17 protein-coding genes are annotated in these 15,844 nt (G+C 70.4%); 10 read left to right on the top strand and 7 right to left on the bottom strand.

What is annotated here, in order from left to right:
- The first annotated feature begins 53 nt into the window (after positions 1 to 53).
- A complete protein-coding gene (locus tag ACJJVL_RS12955) occupies positions 54 to 422 on the top strand; it encodes a hypothetical protein (protein WP_405219285.1) in 369 nt (122 codons plus the stop codon).
- Here the strand turns inward: ACJJVL_RS12955 and ACJJVL_RS12950 are convergent.
- From ACJJVL_RS12950 to ACJJVL_RS12940, 3 genes are all read right to left on the bottom strand, one after another.
- On the bottom strand, positions 419 to 1,345 hold the full coding sequence (locus ACJJVL_RS12950) for an AEC family transporter (RefSeq protein WP_405219283.1): 927 nt from the start codon (positions 1,343 to 1,345) through the stop codon (positions 419 to 421). The two genes, ACJJVL_RS12955 and ACJJVL_RS12950, sit on opposite strands and share 4 nt — an antisense overlap.
- Before the next feature lie 299 nt (positions 1,346 to 1,644).
- Positions 1,645 to 2,196, bottom strand: a complete 552-nt coding sequence (pyrE, locus tag ACJJVL_RS12945) for an orotate phosphoribosyltransferase (protein ID WP_405219281.1) — start codon at positions 2,194 to 2,196, stop codon at positions 1,645 to 1,647.
- A gap of 39 nt (positions 2,197 to 2,235) precedes the next feature.
- A complete protein-coding gene (locus ACJJVL_RS12940) occupies positions 2,236 to 2,886 on the bottom strand; it encodes a hypothetical protein (RefSeq protein WP_405219279.1) in 651 nt (216 codons plus the stop codon).
- Positions 2,887 to 2,983: 97 nt separating this feature from the next.
- On the opposite strand from ACJJVL_RS12940, the gene ACJJVL_RS12935 reads away from it, so the two are divergent.
- Both ACJJVL_RS12935 and ACJJVL_RS12930 read left to right on the top strand, forming a co-directional pair.
- Positions 2,984 to 3,796, top strand: coding sequence for an exodeoxyribonuclease III (locus ACJJVL_RS12935; protein WP_405219277.1), 813 nt, complete (start codon positions 2,984 to 2,986; stop codon positions 3,794 to 3,796).
- 10 nt (positions 3,797 to 3,806) lie between these two features.
- Positions 3,807 to 4,148: a hypothetical protein gene (locus ACJJVL_RS12930; RefSeq protein WP_405219276.1), complete on the top strand. Its 342-nt coding sequence runs from the start codon at positions 3,807 to 3,809 to the stop codon at positions 4,146 to 4,148.
- A gap of 1 nt (position 4,149) precedes the next feature.
- Here ACJJVL_RS12930 and ACJJVL_RS12925 read toward each other — a convergent pair whose 3' ends face one another.
- Positions 4,150 to 4,734, bottom strand: a complete 585-nt coding sequence (locus tag ACJJVL_RS12925) for a hypothetical protein (RefSeq protein WP_405219275.1) — start codon at positions 4,732 to 4,734, stop codon at positions 4,150 to 4,152.
- A gap of 290 nt (positions 4,735 to 5,024) precedes the next feature.
- Between ACJJVL_RS12925 and ACJJVL_RS12920 the strand changes: the two genes are divergently transcribed.
- Both ACJJVL_RS12920 and ACJJVL_RS12915 read left to right on the top strand, forming a co-directional pair.
- The gene (locus tag ACJJVL_RS12920) at positions 5,025 to 6,392 is read left to right on the top strand and encodes a DUF6421 family protein (protein WP_405219712.1); all 1,368 of its coding nucleotides are present in this window, start codon (positions 5,025 to 5,027) and stop codon (positions 6,390 to 6,392) included.
- A gap of 170 nt (positions 6,393 to 6,562) precedes the next feature.
- Positions 6,563 to 7,804, top strand: coding sequence for a glycosyltransferase (locus tag ACJJVL_RS12915; RefSeq protein ID WP_405219273.1), 1,242 nt, complete (start codon positions 6,563 to 6,565; stop codon positions 7,802 to 7,804).
- 72 nt (positions 7,805 to 7,876) lie between these two features.
- Here ACJJVL_RS12915 and ACJJVL_RS12910 read toward each other — a convergent pair whose 3' ends face one another.
- On the bottom strand, positions 7,877 to 8,758 hold the full coding sequence (locus ACJJVL_RS12910) for a manganese catalase family protein (protein WP_405219271.1): 882 nt from the start codon (positions 8,756 to 8,758) through the stop codon (positions 7,877 to 7,879).
- Positions 8,759 to 9,033: 275 nt separating this feature from the next.
- Between ACJJVL_RS12910 and ACJJVL_RS12905 the strand changes: the two genes are divergently transcribed.
- The 3 genes from ACJJVL_RS12905 (at position 9,034) to ACJJVL_RS12895 (ending at position 10,471) form a co-directional block, all read left to right on the top strand.
- Entirely contained in the window at positions 9,034 to 9,225 is a 192-nt protein-coding gene (locus tag ACJJVL_RS12905; RefSeq protein WP_405219269.1) for a hypothetical protein, read from the top strand.
- A 49-nt stretch (positions 9,226 to 9,274) separates the two neighbouring features.
- Positions 9,275 to 9,745, top strand: a complete 471-nt coding sequence (locus ACJJVL_RS12900; protein ID WP_405219267.1) for a nitroreductase family deazaflavin-dependent oxidoreductase — start codon at positions 9,275 to 9,277, stop codon at positions 9,743 to 9,745.
- Positions 9,746 to 9,841: 96 nt separating this feature from the next.
- On the top strand, positions 9,842 to 10,471 hold the full coding sequence (locus ACJJVL_RS12895; RefSeq protein ID WP_405219265.1) for an SDR family NAD(P)-dependent oxidoreductase: 630 nt from the start codon (positions 9,842 to 9,844) through the stop codon (positions 10,469 to 10,471).
- Between the two features lie 186 nt (positions 10,472 to 10,657).
- Here ACJJVL_RS12895 and ACJJVL_RS12890 read toward each other — a convergent pair whose 3' ends face one another.
- Positions 10,658 to 11,098 (bottom strand): nitroreductase family deazaflavin-dependent oxidoreductase, encoded by a 441-nt coding sequence (locus ACJJVL_RS12890; protein ID WP_405219263.1) that lies wholly within the window; start codon positions 11,096 to 11,098, stop codon positions 10,658 to 10,660.
- A gap of 140 nt (positions 11,099 to 11,238) precedes the next feature.
- The gene (locus ACJJVL_RS12885; RefSeq protein ID WP_405219261.1) at positions 11,239 to 13,746 is read right to left on the bottom strand and encodes a DEAD/DEAH box helicase; all 2,508 of its coding nucleotides are present in this window, start codon (positions 13,744 to 13,746) and stop codon (positions 11,239 to 11,241) included.
- A gap of 151 nt (positions 13,747 to 13,897) precedes the next feature.
- Here ACJJVL_RS12885 and ACJJVL_RS12880 point away from each other — a divergent pair, with 151 nt between their 5' ends.
- Together ACJJVL_RS12880 and ACJJVL_RS12875 are read left to right on the top strand one after the other, a co-directional pair.
- Positions 13,898 to 14,227, top strand: a complete 330-nt coding sequence (locus ACJJVL_RS12880) for a hypothetical protein (RefSeq protein WP_405219259.1) — start codon at positions 13,898 to 13,900, stop codon at positions 14,225 to 14,227.
- Positions 14,228 to 14,263: 36 nt separating this feature from the next.
- On the top strand, positions 14,264 to 15,802 hold the full coding sequence (locus ACJJVL_RS12875; RefSeq protein WP_405219257.1) for an SDR family NAD(P)-dependent oxidoreductase: 1,539 nt from the start codon (positions 14,264 to 14,266) through the stop codon (positions 15,800 to 15,802).
- Positions 15,803 to 15,844: the final 42 nt, after the last annotated feature.

Below are 15,844 nucleotides of genomic sequence, written 5' to 3'. Positions count from 1 at the left end.
CGGTAGGGGCGGTTGCTGGGGGTGCCCTGACACATTGGCCGTAGGGTCGACGCATGATCCCCACCGATTGGATGCCGCATCGCCGTGCAGACGGCGAGGTGGTCGGCTTCGTGCGCATGGTCGACGAAGCGTTCCAGCCGATGGATCTCTTCGGGCGCCCGATCACGGAGCCCGTTGATTGGCTGGCGGCAGAGGAGACGCTCGACGCGCAGACCATCAGCTGGATCGACCAGCCGTGGCTGCTCGACGTCGACGGGGCGCATGTGCGGGTGCGGGTCGTGGAGCTGACGCCGACGCGCATCCGGGTCAAGCTCGACGACTTCGGAGACGTCACCGCCTCCGGGCGCTTCTGGGAGGTGCCGGTGCCCGAGACCGGCAGGCTGCGACCGGCACCGCCGATCACCGAATGGCCGGCGGGTTAGGTCGGCTGCAGCACCCACGCGATGACGAGCATCACCGGCAGCGAGAGCACGGTGGTCAGCAGCACGATGTCGCGCGTGATGACCGTCGCCCGGTCGTAGCGCAGCGCGTACTGGTACATGTTCTGCGCGCTCGGCAGCGCCGCCATCACGGTGCACGCGTAGACGAGCTCCTGGTCGAGGCCGAGGGCGAAGGTGGCCAGCAGGTAGGCCGTGATCGGCATGACGGCGTTCTTCAGCGCCACCGCCAGCCAGACCTCACGGCGGCCGCTGCCCGGCTGCAGCGGCTTCTCGCCGGCGAGCGAGATGCCGAAGGCGAGCAGCATGAGCGGCACTGCTGCACCGCCGAGGATCTCGAGCGGTGCGAGCACGGGCGCCGGCAGCTGGATGTCAAGCCCCGCCACCACCGCGCCCAGGATGGCGCCGATCAGCATCGGGTTGCGCAACGGCTGCGTGACGATGCCGACGAACGATGCCCGACCGGCCGTGAGGATGTCGAGGGTCGCGAGCAGCAGCGGCGCGAGGAGCAGCAGCTGCAGCAGCAGCATGGGGCCGACGAAGCTGGCATCCCCGATGACGTAGATCGCCACGGGCAGCCCGATGTTGTTGACGTTGCTGTAGCCGGATGCGGTGGCCGCGAGCGCGATCCGGCTCGGGTCCTTCGTCAGCCAGATGCGCGAGACGACGGCGTACAGCAGCGCCACGACGAGGAAGGAGATGAGCGCGACCGCCAGGACACCGGAGAACAGCAGGCCGACGTCGGCCTGCGCGAGCACCGTGAACAGCAGGGCGGGGCTGGCGGCGAAGAACGAGGTGCGGTTGAGCACCAGGCGGCCCTCCTGCGACACGATGTGGAAGCGTGCGAGCAGCCAGCCGACCAGGATGACGAAGCCGATGATGGCGAAGCCGATCAGCACTCCGCCCATCGCGCCTCCTGCATCCGCTGCTTGTCAGATAGCAGTGTGGCAGTTGCGGCGGGGGTCTCGTGACGCGTGCGGCTGCGCCGGACGCTCCTCGACCGACGGCGCGGGCCGGGTCTCGTGACGCGTGCGGCTGCGCCGGACGCTCCTCGACCGACGGCGCGGGCCGGGTCTCGTGACGCGTGCGGCTGCGCCGGACGCTCCTCGACCGACGGGGGCGCGGGGTCTCGTGACGCGTGCGGCTGCGCCGCGCGCTCCTCGACCGACGGGGAGGGTGCCAGACGGTCCTCGACCGACGGGGGCCGCTACTGGGGGGTGAGGCCCAGGTCGTCGAGGGTGATCGCTGCTCGGTACTCGACGCCCGCAGCCTCGATCGCTGCCTGCGCGCCGGTGGCGCGGTCCACGATCACCGCGACCGCGACGACCTCTGCGCCGACCTTGCGCAGCGCCTCGATCGCGGCGATGGGGCTGCCACCGGTCGTCGAGGTGTCCTCGAGCACGACGACGCGCTTGCCCTCGAGCTCCGGCCCCTCGACCTGGCGCCCGCGGCCATGATCCTTCGGCTCTTTACGCACCACGAACGCGTCCACCGCCTGGCCGCGCGCCAGGCCGCGGTGCAGCACGGCGTTCGCGAGCGGATCGGCGCCCATGGTGAGGCCGCCGACGGCGGCGACATCCGGGATGTCACCGATCAGGTCGAGCAGCACGTCGCCGATCAGCGGCGCGGCGCGATGGTCGAGCGAGAGCTTGCGCAGGTCGACGTAGTAGGTCGCGCGCTTGCCGCTGGTGAGGACGAAGTCGCCGTGGAAGACGGCTTCGTCACGGATGAGCTGGATCAGCTGGTCGCGCGCGGTCACCCCTCCAGCGTACTTCGCGCTGAGGCCAGCACCGCGTGCTCAGGCGCTGGAGGCCGACGGCATCGCGCTCGCAGCGTCCGCGGACGACGGCGTCGCAGCGTGATCGCGCATCGGCACGTAGGCGACCCGCGGCTGCCGACCCGTCCAGGCGGCGAAGCGCTCGGAGCGGGTCGCGTCGGCGGGTGGCTCGATCGCGGGCTCGAAGATGCCCGGCCCGCGGATCGCCGACTCGTCGGCCCGCTCGCGGTACTCCTCCATCCACTCCAGGAGCTCTGCGGGGAACTCGAGGTTCGCGGCGAGGCCGACTCGCACGGCGCCCCAGCGGATGTCCCACGCGTGCAGCGCCATGTCGAGCGTCGGGAGCGGGAGGGATGCGAACGCTTCCTCCGCGGCATCGTGCGCCGCGGTGCGCAGCTGCACGGCGAGCGTCTCCCACGCCTCGACGGATTCCCAGTCGGAGGATGCCGTCGTCACCGACCGGTGCTCGGCCAGCGCGTCCTGCTCGGTGCGCTCACGGCCGAGCAGCGCTGCGCCCGCGTGATCGGCCTGCACGCCCGTCACGTGGCGCACGACATCTGCGATCGACCACTCGCTGCAGGAGGTCGGCAGACCCAGCCGGTCTGCCGAAGCTCGAGCCTCTGCCGAGAAGAGGTCGAGAGCCTGGAGGTAGCGTTCGCGCGCGATGCCCATCGCTCTATCTTGCACCCGACCGCACAAGTGCGCAGTGGGCACGCTGCAGCAGCTGCATCCGATGCTGGTGCCCCGGTGGGCCACGTAGGCTCGATCCATGCGCATCGCCACCTGGAACGTCAACTCCGTTCGCGCCCGCGCGGCTCGCATCGTCGACTGGCTGGAGCGCCGCGACGTCGATGTGCTCGCGATGCAGGAGATCAAGTGCAAGACCGAGCAGTTCCCCTACGACGCGTTCGAGGCCGCCGGGTATGAGGTGCAGGCGCACGGCCTGAACCAGTGGAACGGTGTCGCCATCGCATCCCGGCTGCCGATGAGCGAGGTCGAGCGCGATTTCCCGGGGCAACCCGGCTACGCGAACTCGGGCGACCCGGTCGTAGAGGCGCGCGCGATGGCAGCGACGGTTGAAGGGGTCCGGGTGTGGAGCCTGTACGTGCCGAACGGGCGCGAACTCGGGCACGCGCACTACGACTACAAGCTCGAGTGGCTGCGGGCGCTGACCGATCTCTCGGACACCTGGCGCGCGCGACCCTTCGCGCTGATGGGCGACTTCAACATCGCGCCGCTCGACACGGACGTGTGGGACATCCGGGTCTTCGACGGCGCGACGCACGTGTCGCAGCCCGAGCGGGATGCGTTCCAGGCGATGCTCGACGCCGGCCTCGTCGACGTCGTGCGTGACCGCGCTCCCGGCTACACCTACTGGGACTACAAGGCCGGCCGCTGGAACAAGAACGAGGGCATGCGAATCGATTTCGTGCTGGGCAACCCTGCGTTCGCCGGGTTGGTCGGCCGCGCGAGCATCGACCGGGACGAGCGCACCGGCGATGCGCCGAGCGATCACGTGCCCGTGGTCGTCGACCTCGACCTCGAGACCGAGCTCGACGACGACCGCCCGATGATCTTCTGATGGCGACGTCATGACGAGCCAGGAGTGGGAAGAGCTCGAACCGCAGCGGGAGTGGACGCGCGCAGATCGCTGGCGGCTCGCCGCGTGGGTGCTGATCTTCGGCAACATCGTTGCGCTGCTGCTGGTCTCGCCGATCGGAGACGCCGGGTTGGCGCAGACCGCAGAGGCTGCTGGCACGAGCGACGGTCCGGCACGGCTGACCTACTGGGTCTCGCTGCTCGCGAGCACGATCGTCGGCAACGCGATCGGCGCCGCCGCCGCGGCGACGAAGCAGCGCTGGGCGATCGTGCCCCCGCTGCTCGCCGCAGCCGGATGCTGGATCGGCTTCTTCGTCGCGCAGACGCTGGTCTGAGTCAGCTGTCGCGCGACCGCGGCGATTCGTGAGGGTCGCGCGAGCCTGGCGTTGACGCTGATGCCGGCGCTGCGTCGCGCTCGAGCCCTTGCTCGTCGGGAGGCACCGGCTCGGCGCCGCGCACTCGCTCCGCGTGCGGGCCGACGTCCGTAGCATCATCCGGCGCATCGAGCGGCAGATCGACATGCCTTCCGAGCGCGCGCAGCAGAATCGCCATCGCCGACGCGCACGCGAGCAGCAGCCAGGCGGAGTAGACGAGCGCGAGCGGCACGCCCCGCAGATAGGCGGGTGTCACGATGAGGAAGAACGAGACCATGAACGCGAGCACGACGACAACACCCGCCGACGCACCGAGCCAGAACGCGGAGGGCCGCCGCCAGACGGTGACGCGGCCGAGGACGAGCAGTGCCCAGGTGCCGGAGGGTCCGAGCACCGACACGATCCAGTAGGGCACGAGGTCCGGCACGTCGGGCTTCACGACAGCGATGAGCGCGGTTGCGATGGCGGCATGCAACACCACGGTGGACGCGACCGGCACCGCGGTGGCGAGCACCGCGTTCGTCTGGCTGGGTTCAGAGTCCTGCACGTTTGCTCCAATATCTGAGCGTATGCGTCGCACTGCGGCCACGCCAGCCCCGGTTTCGTCTCGCAGCCCCCGCGTGCGCGATCCGGGACGGAGAGCCGGATCGGGCACCCGCGCAATTCCCTTGCGGACGACGGCACCCTCGGCCGCCACGCGCGGAATCGGCAGGAAAGGCGGGCCTGAGCGCACGATATGTGCGCGAGCGGCGCTTTACGCTGGTTACACGCACTGATCGAGCGCGCAGCGCTGCGATCACCTTGGCCCTCGAACTCCACCAGGAGGCTCCCGTGACGATGACCCAGACCACCGCAGCAGACCTGCGCCAGCACGCCGCCTGGCTCCAGATCAAGGCGGCCGCCACCGCGCTGCAGCCGATGCAGTCGAAGAACGGTGCGATCGAGGAGCCTGGCGACCACGACGCGGCTCGCACCCACGTGGCCGAGCTAGTGCAGGGCATCCGCGACATGGCCCCCGAGTTCCCGCACGACGCCGAGTACCTCGAGCAGGCCGCGATCGACTTCGAGCGCTGGGCCGCCTCGGGCTTCGGCGAGCCCGACTTCTTCGACTCGCTCATGCAGTTCCAGCCGCAGCAGCACCGCATCGACGGGCTCAAGCACCTCGTGATCTTTCCGATGTACACGCAGAACGGCTCCACGAAGCGTCTGGTCGAGGCGGTGCTCGTCGAGGTGATCTGGCCCGAGTTCATCGCCGACCTCGAGGCGGGCGATTACTCGAACAAGCTGTTCGTGCCGCTGCGCTTCATCGACTTCACGGCCGGCTACGACACCAACTCGGCGGTGCTCTTCCCCGAGACGGTCGCGATGCGCGAGATCCCCTCGTTCACCTGGGGCGCGATCTTCCAGGACCGCGAGGCGGCACGATTCCGCCGCGTGGTCGAGGCGGCGTGCGACGTCACGAAGCTGCAGCTGCCGGCCGACGCGGCAGAGCTGCTGCACGACCAGCGCCTGACGGAGGAGACCTTCGTCATGTGGGACCTCATCCACGACCGCACGCACATGCGGGGCGACCTGCCGTTCGACCCGTTCATGATCAAGCAGCGCATGCCGTTCTTCCTCTACTCGCTTGAGGAGCTGCGCTGCGACCTCACCGCCTTCCGCGAGTCGGTCGCGATCGAACGCCGGATCGCCGCCGACGAGCACGCGACCGATGCCGACCGCGAGCTCGCGAGGCACGCCAAGCACGTGCAGTACGCCGTCATCTTCGATCGCATCTTCCGCTTCGCGATCACCGGCTCGCGCACCCGCAACTACGACGGCCTCGGCGGGCAGCTGCTCTTCGCGTGGCTGCACCAGCACCGCGTGCTGCACTGGACCGACACGCAGCTCGCCTTCGACTGGGATGAGGTGCCGGATGTCGTGAACAAGCTCGGCGAGGCGATCGAGCAGCTCTACTGGAAGTCGATCGACCGCCCGAAGGTCGCGCACTGGCTGGCCGCCTACGAGCTCGTCTCGTCGGTCGTCGAGCCGCACCCGGCATCCAAGTGGGCCGCGCGCGAGCTGCCGCTCGACGGCGCGCCGCGCCAGCTGACCGACCTCGTGATGGACGACGAGTTCCCGCTGTCGATGTTCTACGAGGCGTTCGAGAAGAAGATGCGCGACGTCATCGCATCGACGGAGGGCATCACGGCCGAGAGCGTGTAGCCGACGCGCGGCGCGCAGCTGCCCGCCGCCGAGTCGTGCACCTGCGCCCGACTGGGGGCGGCACGCCAGCCCCAGTCGGGCGCAAGTGCACCAGTGGCCGAACGCCCCGCGCCGGGGTACAGTCAGCCGCGAGCGCGACCGGGCGTCACGACCGGCGGGGAGTCCAGTACATGGCGACGATTGCGGCATACACGAGCCCGTCGCTCGGGCACGTGCTGCCGTTCGCGGGCGTGCTGCTCGAGCTGCAGCGCCGCGGCCACCGCATCCGTCTCCGCACGCTCTCGACCGAGGTGGGTCGGATGCGCGACCTCGGCTTCGATGCCGATGCGATCGCGCCGAGCGTCGAAGCGGTCGAGCTGGACGATTGGCGCGACCGCACGGTGCTCGACAGCTTCCGCGCCAACTGCGCCACCTTCTGCGAGCGCGGCCGACGGGAGGCGCCCGACATGCGCGCGCTGATCGCGCACTCGCAGCCCGATCTGCTGCTGACGGATGTGAACACGTGGGGTGCCGCTGCGGTCGCTGAGCGCTCCGCGCTGCCGTGGGTGTCGCTGGCGACATACACGCCAGCGCTCCGCTCGCGCGGCTGGCCGCCCTATGGACCAGGGCTGCTTCCCGACCAGCGTCCGCTCGGACGCGTCAGGGATGCCCTGGTCACCCGCGCGATCTTCGATCCGGCAATGCGCTCGGCCACACCGATGCTCAACGCAATGCGCGCCGAAGTCGCGGGCCTGCCGCCCGTCGACTCGTACGACGCGATGGTGCGCCGGGCACCGCTCACCCTCGTCACCACCGCGCCCCCGTTCGAGTACGCGCACGACGACTGGGCACCGCGCGTGCAGCTCGTCGGCCCGACGTCATGGGAGCCACCTGCGGCGGCACCCGCGTGGCTCGCCCGGGACGAGCGTCCCCTCGTGCTCGTGACGACCTCCGCCGACTATCAGGGCGACACGGGGATCGTGCGCGCAGCGCTCGTCGCGATGGCCGACCAGCCCGTGAGTGTGGTGGCGACCATGCCGCATGCGGTGCGGATCGGCATCCCCGTGCCGCGCAATGCCCGCGTCGAGCGCTTCGTGCCGCACAGCCTGCTGCTCGAGCGCGCCATCGTGGCCATCACGCACGGCGGGCTCGGGGTGACGCAGAAGGCCATAGCGCACGGGGTGCCGGTGGTCGCGATCCCGTACGGCCGCGACCAGATGGAGGTCGCAGCGCGGGTCGAGCACGCGGGCGTCGGCGTGCGGCTGCAGCCATCGCGCCTGACTCCGGAGCGCCTCCGCGCCGCAGTGCGCAAGGCACGCGGGATGCGTGCTCGGGCCGCGGCAGTCGGGGCAGACCTTGCGGCTCTGCGCGGTGCCGCTCGGGCCGCGACGCTCATCGAGCAGCAGCTGCACGGCCAGGTGTCGACCCGGTGATCCAGGCAGCGCGCGGTCACCGGATCGGACGCGGGCACGCCCACGACAGCGCGTCCACGGCGACGTCAGCCGCTACTCCATGTGCAGCTTGTCCTGCACCGCGCCAGCGATCTTCTCCTTCGTGTTGGACGTGGCCGTGGTGCCGTACCAGCGCGCATCCGGCACCGTGGGCGGCGGCATCGGCACGCCGGGCTGGGGCTCTGGCACGTAGGAGAACTCGCCATGCCCATCCGGTGACGGTCCGCTTGCCCAGCGGCCGTCGCCAGCCTGGGCACCGTCGCTGAAGTTGATGTACTGGTACGACACCTCCGTCGCCTCCTTCTGCTGCGGGAAGTTGCTCGGTACCGGCAGTTCCTCGTAGCCCTCCTCGCGCAGCTCCTGCGCCGCGGCGATCCACTGGTTCTGATGCATGGTGTCGCGCGCCAGCAGGAACGAGAGCAGATCGCGCACGCCGTGGTCATCGGTCATGTGATACAGCCGGGCGACCTGAGTGCGACCCTGCATCTCCGCATTCGCGTTCGACGTGAAGTCCGCGAGCAGGTTGCCGCTCGCGGTGATGAAGCTGCCCGACCAGGGGTTGCCCATCGAATCGACGGGCCGCGCCCCCGCCCCGGCGACGATGCCCTGCTGGATGTCGGTGCCGCCCACGACCGCAGCCACCGTGGGATCTGCCTGCACCGCCTCGTCCGTGATGCCCAACGGGGCTTTCTCCAGCAGCTGCGCGATCATTGTCGCGAGCATCTCGACATGGCCCATCTCCTCGGCGCCGATGCCGAAGACGAGGTCTCGGTACTTGCCCGGGATGTGCATGTTCCACGCCTGGAACTGGTACTGCATCGCGACCGTGATCTCTCCGTACTGACCGCCCAGCACCTCCTGCAGCTTGCGCGCGTAGACAGCATCAGGCTTGTCGGGGGTAGCAGCATGCTGCAGCTCCTGCTTGTGGAAGTACATGGTTGCGTCCTTCGATCGATGTGGGACGTGCCCCTCCGGCACGGTGAGGTGCGGCACGCTACGCCTGAGGTCGGGGTACAGCAATGGGGGACGCTCGCGCTTTTCGTGAGAGTTCCCTGTGAGGCGGCCGCGTCGGCTACGGCACGGGCGGTCGGTCATGGGCGAGGCGGGCGAACGAGCCCGCCCGTCACGCACCGCGGGCAGATGCGCCCGTGACGCACCGCGACGGGTCGGCCGCTCTGGTGGCTCTCAGGCGCGACTGGCACGGTGGGGCAATGGCTATCGAATGGACCCCCGACTACGGCGAACTCCTCAAGCGCGGGCTCACAATCCCGCTGGACGGCAGTGAGGACGACGCGGTCAAGGCCGTGCAGGATCAGCTCGACGCGGGCGGCGCCGTGCCGGCCGAGCCCGAGGTGCGCCAGCTCGTGCAGGATGCCCGCAAGGGTGCGAAGCAGCAGGACTGACGCGGCGCGCCTGAGGATTCGGCGCCTGCTGCGACGATGGGTGGCGCCGGTGACCCGCACGCGCGCCTTCCGTCGCGTCGCACCGCGCGCAATGCCGGTTGCGGAACGCGTCGCGAAGCGGCTGACGGGTGGCCGCCTGGTGGTCTCCGGCATTCTCGTTCCCTCACTCGTGCTCCACACGACGGGCGCCAAGACCGGTGCATCGCGCTCGAGCGAGCTGATGTTCACGCCTGACGGGCACGGTGGTGCCATCATCGCCGGCACGAGCTTCGCCCGCGCTGCGCACCCCGGCTGGACGGTGAACCTCGTCGCACACCCCGATGCCGAGGTCGTCATCCGCGGTGTGCGCTACCCGGTGCGAGCGGCCCGCATTCCGGACGGCGAGCGCGACGCAGCCTGGGCGCTCATCGAGGCGCAGTGGCCGGGCTACCGTGCCTACGAGCGCGACTCGGGGCGCACCGTGCGGCTGTTCCGCCTGACGACGGATGCCGTGCCGACGCCGTTCCGCGCCCTCCGGTAACCCGCGCCGCGCCCTCCCCGACGCTCCGGCGGCGCACGCCTCACCACCTCGCACGCAGGCTCGCCAAGCGTGCGGTCACCACGGCAGACTGGCTGCATGCGCATTCTCATCGCGGGCGCCACGAGCGCGCTCGGCCACGCCACCGCCTCCGCCCTGCTCGAAGCAGGTCATCATGTGATCGCCATCGGCTCAAATGCCGACCGGTTGGGGCTCGTCGACGCGACCGAGCACTTCGAGTGCGACCTGACCGACGCCGACGCTGTGCTGGCCCTCGCCGAGCAGGTGGGTGAGATCGACGGGCTCGTGCACCTGGTCGGCGGCTGGCGCGGCGGCGGCGGGCTCGCCGGCCAGACCGACGACGACTGGGCATGGCTGGAGGCCCGCGTGGTCACGACGCTGCGCAACACCACGCGCGCATTCGCCAGTGCGATCGGGCGGTCGGAAGCCGGGGTCATCGCCATCATCTCGTCGACCGGCGTCGAGCGTCCGACGGCGGGCAACGCGAACTACGTTGCGCTGAAAGCGTCCGCCGAGGCATGGCTCGCGGCCGTCGGGCACGCACTGCGCGCGACGCCCGCGCGCATGGTGGTCAAGCGCGTGAAGGCGCTCGTGTCGGATGCTGATCGCGCCGCGCAGCCGGAGAAGGACTTCAGCGGCTCGACCGACGTGGCGGAGCTCGCCGCCGAGCTCGCCGGCGAGTTCATCGCAACGCCGACCGCGGCCTGACCCGCGCCCCGCGCGGGCTGCGCCCGCCGGCCAGTCCGCCGGCCGCGAGCGCCCGTCGGTGAACCGAGCCAGTGGTGCGGCGACTCGATTTTTCCGCTCGCCAGGCCAGGCGCTCGGTTGACGAACGGCTGCTGCGCGCGGCGGCCAGCGCGGCCGACGCCGCGCGCCCGCCGACGGCGTGCCGCCTCAGTCGGTCTTGCGCTCCAGCACGAAGACCGGGATCAGCCGATCGGTCTTCTCCTGGTAGTCGGCGTAGTCGGGGAACGCTGCGACGGCGCGCTCCCACCATGCGTCGCGCTCCGCGCCCGAGATCTCGCGCGCGATGTAGTCGTGCTTCTCGGCGCCGTCCTGCAGCTCGACGTGCGGCTCGGCCTTCAGGTTGAAGTACCAGACCGGGTGCTTCGGCGCGCCACCCAGCGACGCCACGACCGCATAGTCGCCCTCGTGCTCGACCCGCATGAGCGCCGTCTTGCGCAGGTTGCCGCTCTTCGCGCCGACGCTCGTCAAGAGGATGATCGGCATCCCGCGCATCGTGTTGGCCTCCGCGCCGTTCGATGCCTCGAAAGTCTCGGCCTGCTTGCGTGCCCAGTCGGAGGTGCTGGGTGCGTACTCGCCCTGCAGAGGCATGGATGCTCCTTCGTCTCGCGGATGCGTGTGGCGGATGCAACGACGAGGACCGCCGCTCCATTCCGTGCTATCCAACCGTCCATGTGGTCCGGCCGGCGGAAATTCGGCCCGCCAGACCACAGGGTCGGTTGAACGAAAGGCTAGAGGTGGCCGACGCGGGTGACCTGCACGACGGCGACGCCCGCCTCCGCCGATGCGGCCAGGTCGATCGTCGCCCAGATGCGCCAGTCGTGGTCGCCTGCGGGGTCGGCGAGGATCTGCTGCGCCTCCCAGACGGCGTGCCCCTCGTCGATCACGAGCATGCGCGAGCTGCGCGCATCCGCCCCGGTGCCGATGGTCTCGTGCTCGTCGTAGTAGGCGTCGAGCGCGTCACCCCACGCGGCAGAGCCGAAGCCCGGGTCGAGCTCGCCGAGCGCCTCGTGCTTGTCGAGCGCCGCGAGCTGCACGCGCCGGAAGAGCTCGTTGCGCACGAGCGTGCGGAACGCCCGCGGGTTCGCGACGACGCTCGGCGGCGGCGGGGGCGCGATGGGCGTCTCGCCGGGCGCGGTGGGGTGCATGAGCTCCTCCCACTCGTCCAGCAGGCTCGAGTCGACCTGCCGCACGACCTCCCCGAGCCACTCGATGATGTCGAGCAGATCCTCGCTCTTGGCCTCGTCGGGCACCGTCTGCCGCACCGCCCGGAACGCATCCGACAGATAGCGCAGCACCAGCCCCTCGCTGCGCGCCAGCGAGTAGTGCTGCGTGTAGTCGGCGAACGTCATCGCCCGCTCCCACATGTCGCGCACCACCGACTTCGGCGACAGCGCGAAGTCGTTCACCCAGGGCTGGGAGGACGCGAAGACCGCCAGCGCCTCGGTCAGCAGCTCCTCGAGCGGCTTCGGGTGCGTGATGTGCTCGAGCAGCTCCATGCGCTCCTCGTACTCGATGCCCTCGGCCTTCATCGCCGCGACCGCCTCTCCACGGGCGAGGAACTGCTGCTGCGACAGGATCGGCCGCGGGTCGTCGAGCGTCGACTCGATCACCGAGATGACGTCGAGCGGATGCATCGGGTCGGCCGGGTCGAGCACGTCGATGACCTCGAGGGCGAAGGGTGAGAGCGGCTGGTTCAGCGCGAAGTTGGGCTGCAGGTCGACGGTGAGGCGGATGAGCGGCGGACCGTCGGGGTGCGCAGGGTCGACGTGCTGCTCGACCACGCCGGCGGTGCGGAGCGTGCGGTAGATCGCGAGCGCACGCCGCTTGAGCGCCAGCTTCGAGCGCCACGGCTCGTGCGACGACTCGATCAGGTCGCGCACCTCGGCGAACGCGTCGCCCCCTCGGCCGATCACGTTCAGCAGCATCGAGTGGCTGATCTGCATGCTCGAGGTGAGGGGCTCCGGCTCGGCCTCGACGAGTTTCTCGAACGAGGGCTTGCCCCACGAGACGAAGCCCTCCGGCGCCTTCTTCCGCACGAGCTTGCGGCGCTGCTTCGCATCGTCGCCGGCCTTCGCGAGCATCTTGGCGTTCTCCGCCTCGTGCTCCGGTGCCTGCACGACGACGGTCCCGGCGGTGTCGTAGCCGGCGCGGCCGGCGCGGCCGGCGACCTGGTGGAACTCGCGGGCGGTGAGCTGCCGCATCCGCTGCCCGTCGAACTTCGTCAGGCCGGTCATGAGCACGGTGCGGATGGGCACGTTGATGCCGACGCCGAGGGTGTCGGTGCCGCAGATGACGCGGAGCAGGCCCTGCTGGGCGAGCTGCTCGACCAGCCTCCGGTACTTCGGCAGCATGCCCGCGTGGTGCACGCCGATGCCGGAGCGCACGAGCCGCGAGAGCGTCTTGCCGAAGGTGGTGGTGAAGCGGAACTCGCCGATCGACGCCGCGATCTCATCGCGCTGCTCGCGCGTGATGATCTTCGTCGACGAGAGCGCCTGTGCGCGCTCGAGCGCGGCCGCCTGCGCGAAGTGCACGATGTAGACGGGCGCCTGGTTGGTGGCGAGCAGCTCCTCGATGGTCTCGTGCACGGGCGTCATCGCGTAGGAGTACGACAGCGGCACCGGCCGCTCGACCCCCGTGACGGTCGCGGTCTCGCGGCCCGTGCGGCGACTCAGGTCGTCGGCGATCGCGGTGGTGTCGCCGAGCGTCGCCGACATGAGGATGAACTGCACGTGCGGCAGCGTCAGCAGCGGCACCTGCCAGGCCCAGCCGCGCTGCGGATCGGCGTAGTAGTGGAACTCATCCATCACCACCTGCCCCACCTCGGTCTGCTCGCCGTTGCGGAGCGCGAGGTTCGCGAGGATCTCGGCGGTGCAGCAGATGATCGGGGCATCACCGTTGACGGAGGAGTCGCCCGTCACCATGCCGACGTTCTCGGCCCCGAAGACCTCGACCAGGGCGAAGAACTTCTCACTCACGAGCGCCTTGATGGGGGCGGTGTAGAAGGAGCGCTGCCCCTGCGAGATCGCGGCGAAGTGCGCGCCCATCGCCACGAGCGACTTGCCGGTGCCGGTGGGCGTGGAGAGGATCACGTTCGAGCCCGTGACGATCTCGAGCAGGGCCTCCTCCTGCGCGGGGTAGAGCGTCAGCCCGCGCTCGGCTGCCCAGGCTTCGAAGGCGTCGAAGGCGGCATCCGGATCCCAGTGCGCTGGGGTGTGCTCGAGGAGTGTCATCGTCATGAGTCTGTCGCACCGTTTCCCCGTGGTGCGAACATCGCCGTCCCCGGCTCCCTCGCTCGTCGCTCGCCACACCCGTGGACACCGCTGTTTCGTCGGGAAACACTGAGCCCTGGCTCAGATGCCGCTTACCGTAACCGCGTTACCGTCGAGCATGCTCACCGCTGAGAAGCCCCACGCAGCCTTCGTCCCCGCGAGCGTCGCGGCAGGTGCCGCCGCCGGTGCCACCGTGCTCCTGCAGCTCTCCGCCCTGGCATCGGCCGGGCCCGACGGCATCGCCGAGGCACTCTGGGTGCTCGGCTGGGCGATCGCCGTCTGGGCCGTGCTCTCGATGGTCTCGGCCATCGTGCTGCTCGCCCGACGCCGCGAGCGACCTGCGAGCTCCACCGGCTCCAGTGCAGCGCTCGTCGGCGCGGCCGCCCTGCTACTCGTGGTCTCCGCCTGGCTGCATCCCTTCGTCGGTGCGGGCTGGGGCATCGCCTGACGCCTCAATGACGAGGGGCGAGCGCTAGAATCTCCTGTGCTCCCCTCCCATTCGGATCCATCCGGCGTGCCCGCTGACGCGACAGCGAACTCTCGCGCCACGAGCGACCGCACCCCGGCGACGCTCGACGCGGCCGAGGTCGAGACGACCCTCCGCGTGCTCGCCGCGCTGCACGAGATGGACCGCGACGACCCCCACTACGTCGCCGTGCGCCAGGCCACCGCGAACATGTTCAAGGAGGTCAAGCTCGCGAGCCGGAAGGCGAAGCACGCGCGCATCCAGGCCGCCGACCGCGCGGTGATCGCCGCGACCGCGACCGGCGCACCCGACCGCATCGACGACGAGACTCGCGGGATCCCGCTCGCGACCAGGGCCGCAGCACCAACCGCCGGCGAGCTGCTGCGCTCGCGCGGCTGCTACATCTGCAAGCAGCAGTACACGCTCGTCAACGCGTTCTACCACCAACTCTGCCCCGACTGCGCCGCGCTCAGCCACGCCAAGCGCGACGCCCGCACCGACCTCACGGGCAAGCGCGCGCTGCTCACGGGCGGACGCGCCAAGATCGGCATGCACATCGCGCTGCGGCTGCTGCGCGACGGCGCCCACACGACCATCACCACGCGGTTCCCACGGGATGCGGTGCGCCGGTTCGCGTCCCTCGAGGACTCTGCGGACTGGCTCGACCGGCTGAAGGTCGTGGGCATCGACCTGCGCGACCCGGCGCAGGTGGTCGCGCTCGCCGAGGATGTCGCGGCGGCGGGCCCGCTCGACATCCTCATCAACAACGCGGCGCAGACCGTGCGCCGCTCCCCCGGCGCCTACGCACCACTCGTGGAGGCGGAGTCGTCGCCGCTGCCGGAGCTCTCGCCGCACGGCGGTCCCATGCCGGAGCTCGTGACCTTCGGGCACACGAACGACGCGCATCCGCTCGCCCTCGCGGCCTCGGTCGCGAGCCATCCGATCCTCGCGAGCGCCGCGTCGACCGCCGACGAGCTGACTGCGCAGGCGATGGCTGCGGGCTCGAGCTCGCTCGAGCGGCTGGCGGCCGGCACCGCGATCGACGCCGGCGGTCTGCTGCCCGACGAGGAGCACGTGAACTCCTGGACCCAGCACGTCGACCAGGTCGAGCCGCTCGAGATGCTCGAGGTGCAGCTGGCGAACATGACCGCGCCGTTCCTGCTGGTCTCGAAGCTGCGGCCCGCGATGGCCGCGTCGACCGCGCACCGCAAGTACATCGTGAACGTCTCGGCGATGGAGGGCGTCTTCGGCCGCGGCTACAAGGGGCCCGGCCACCCGCACACGAACATGGCGAAGGCGGCGCTCAACATGCTCACGCGCACGAGCGCTCGCGAGATGTTCGAGAGCGACCGCATACTCATGACGGCCGTCGACACCGGCTGGATCACCGATGAGCGCCCTCACTTCACGAAGGTGCGCCTGGCCGAGGAGGGCTTCCATGCCCCGCTCGACCTCGTCGACGGCGCGGCCCGCGTCTACGACCCGATCGTGCGCGGCGAAGCGGGCGAGGACCTCTTCGGCATCTTCCTGAAGGACTACGACAAGGGCTCGTGGTGACGAGCCCCGCCCCCGCCGGTCGCTCCACCCCCGCCGATCGCT

The sequence above is a fragment of the Agrococcus sp. Ld7 genome (genome assembly GCF_045064095.1).
Classification (GTDB): domain Bacteria; phylum Actinomycetota; class Actinomycetes; order Actinomycetales; family Microbacteriaceae; genus Agrococcus.
The sequence above is the reverse complement of the archived record's forward strand: the minus strand, read 5'-3'. Positions and strand labels throughout refer to the sequence as shown.

Bases quoted from the DNA above. Each gene is read 5' to 3' on its own strand.
- ACJJVL_RS12905 (WP_405219269.1), top strand. From the start codon at position 9,034: ATGGCTATCGAATGGACCCCCGACTACGGCGAACTCCTCAAGCGCGGG.
- ACJJVL_RS12955 (WP_405219285.1), top strand. From the start codon at position 54: ATGATCCCCACCGATTGGATGCCGCATCGCCGTGCAGACGGCGAGGTG.
- ACJJVL_RS12930 (WP_405219276.1), top strand. From the start codon at position 3,807: ATGACGAGCCAGGAGTGGGAAGAGCTCGAACCGCAGCGGGAGTGGACG.
- ACJJVL_RS12940 (WP_405219279.1), bottom strand. From the start codon at position 2,886: ATGGGCATCGCGCGCGAACGCTACCTCCAGGCTCTCGACCTCTTCTCG.
- ACJJVL_RS12950 (WP_405219283.1), bottom strand. From the start codon at position 1,345: ATGGGCGGAGTGCTGATCGGCTTCGCCATCATCGGCTTCGTCATCCTG.
- ACJJVL_RS12910 (WP_405219271.1), bottom strand. From the start codon at position 8,758: ATGTACTTCCACAAGCAGGAGCTGCAGCATGCTGCTACCCCCGACAAG.
- ACJJVL_RS12885 (WP_405219261.1), bottom strand. From the start codon at position 13,746: ATGACGATGACACTCCTCGAGCACACCCCAGCGCACTGGGATCCGGAT.
- ACJJVL_RS12880 (WP_405219259.1), top strand. From the start codon at position 13,898: ATGCTCACCGCTGAGAAGCCCCACGCAGCCTTCGTCCCCGCGAGCGTC.
- ACJJVL_RS12935 (WP_405219277.1), top strand. From the start codon at position 2,984: ATGCGCATCGCCACCTGGAACGTCAACTCCGTTCGCGCCCGCGCGGCT.
- ACJJVL_RS12920 (WP_405219712.1), top strand. From the start codon at position 5,025: ATGACCCAGACCACCGCAGCAGACCTGCGCCAGCACGCCGCCTGGCTC.
- ACJJVL_RS12890 (WP_405219263.1), bottom strand. From the start codon at position 11,098: ATGCCTCTGCAGGGCGAGTACGCACCCAGCACCTCCGACTGGGCACGC.
- ACJJVL_RS12915 (WP_405219273.1), top strand. From the start codon at position 6,563: ATGGCGACGATTGCGGCATACACGAGCCCGTCGCTCGGGCACGTGCTG.
- ACJJVL_RS12895 (WP_405219265.1), top strand. From the start codon at position 9,842: ATGCGCATTCTCATCGCGGGCGCCACGAGCGCGCTCGGCCACGCCACC.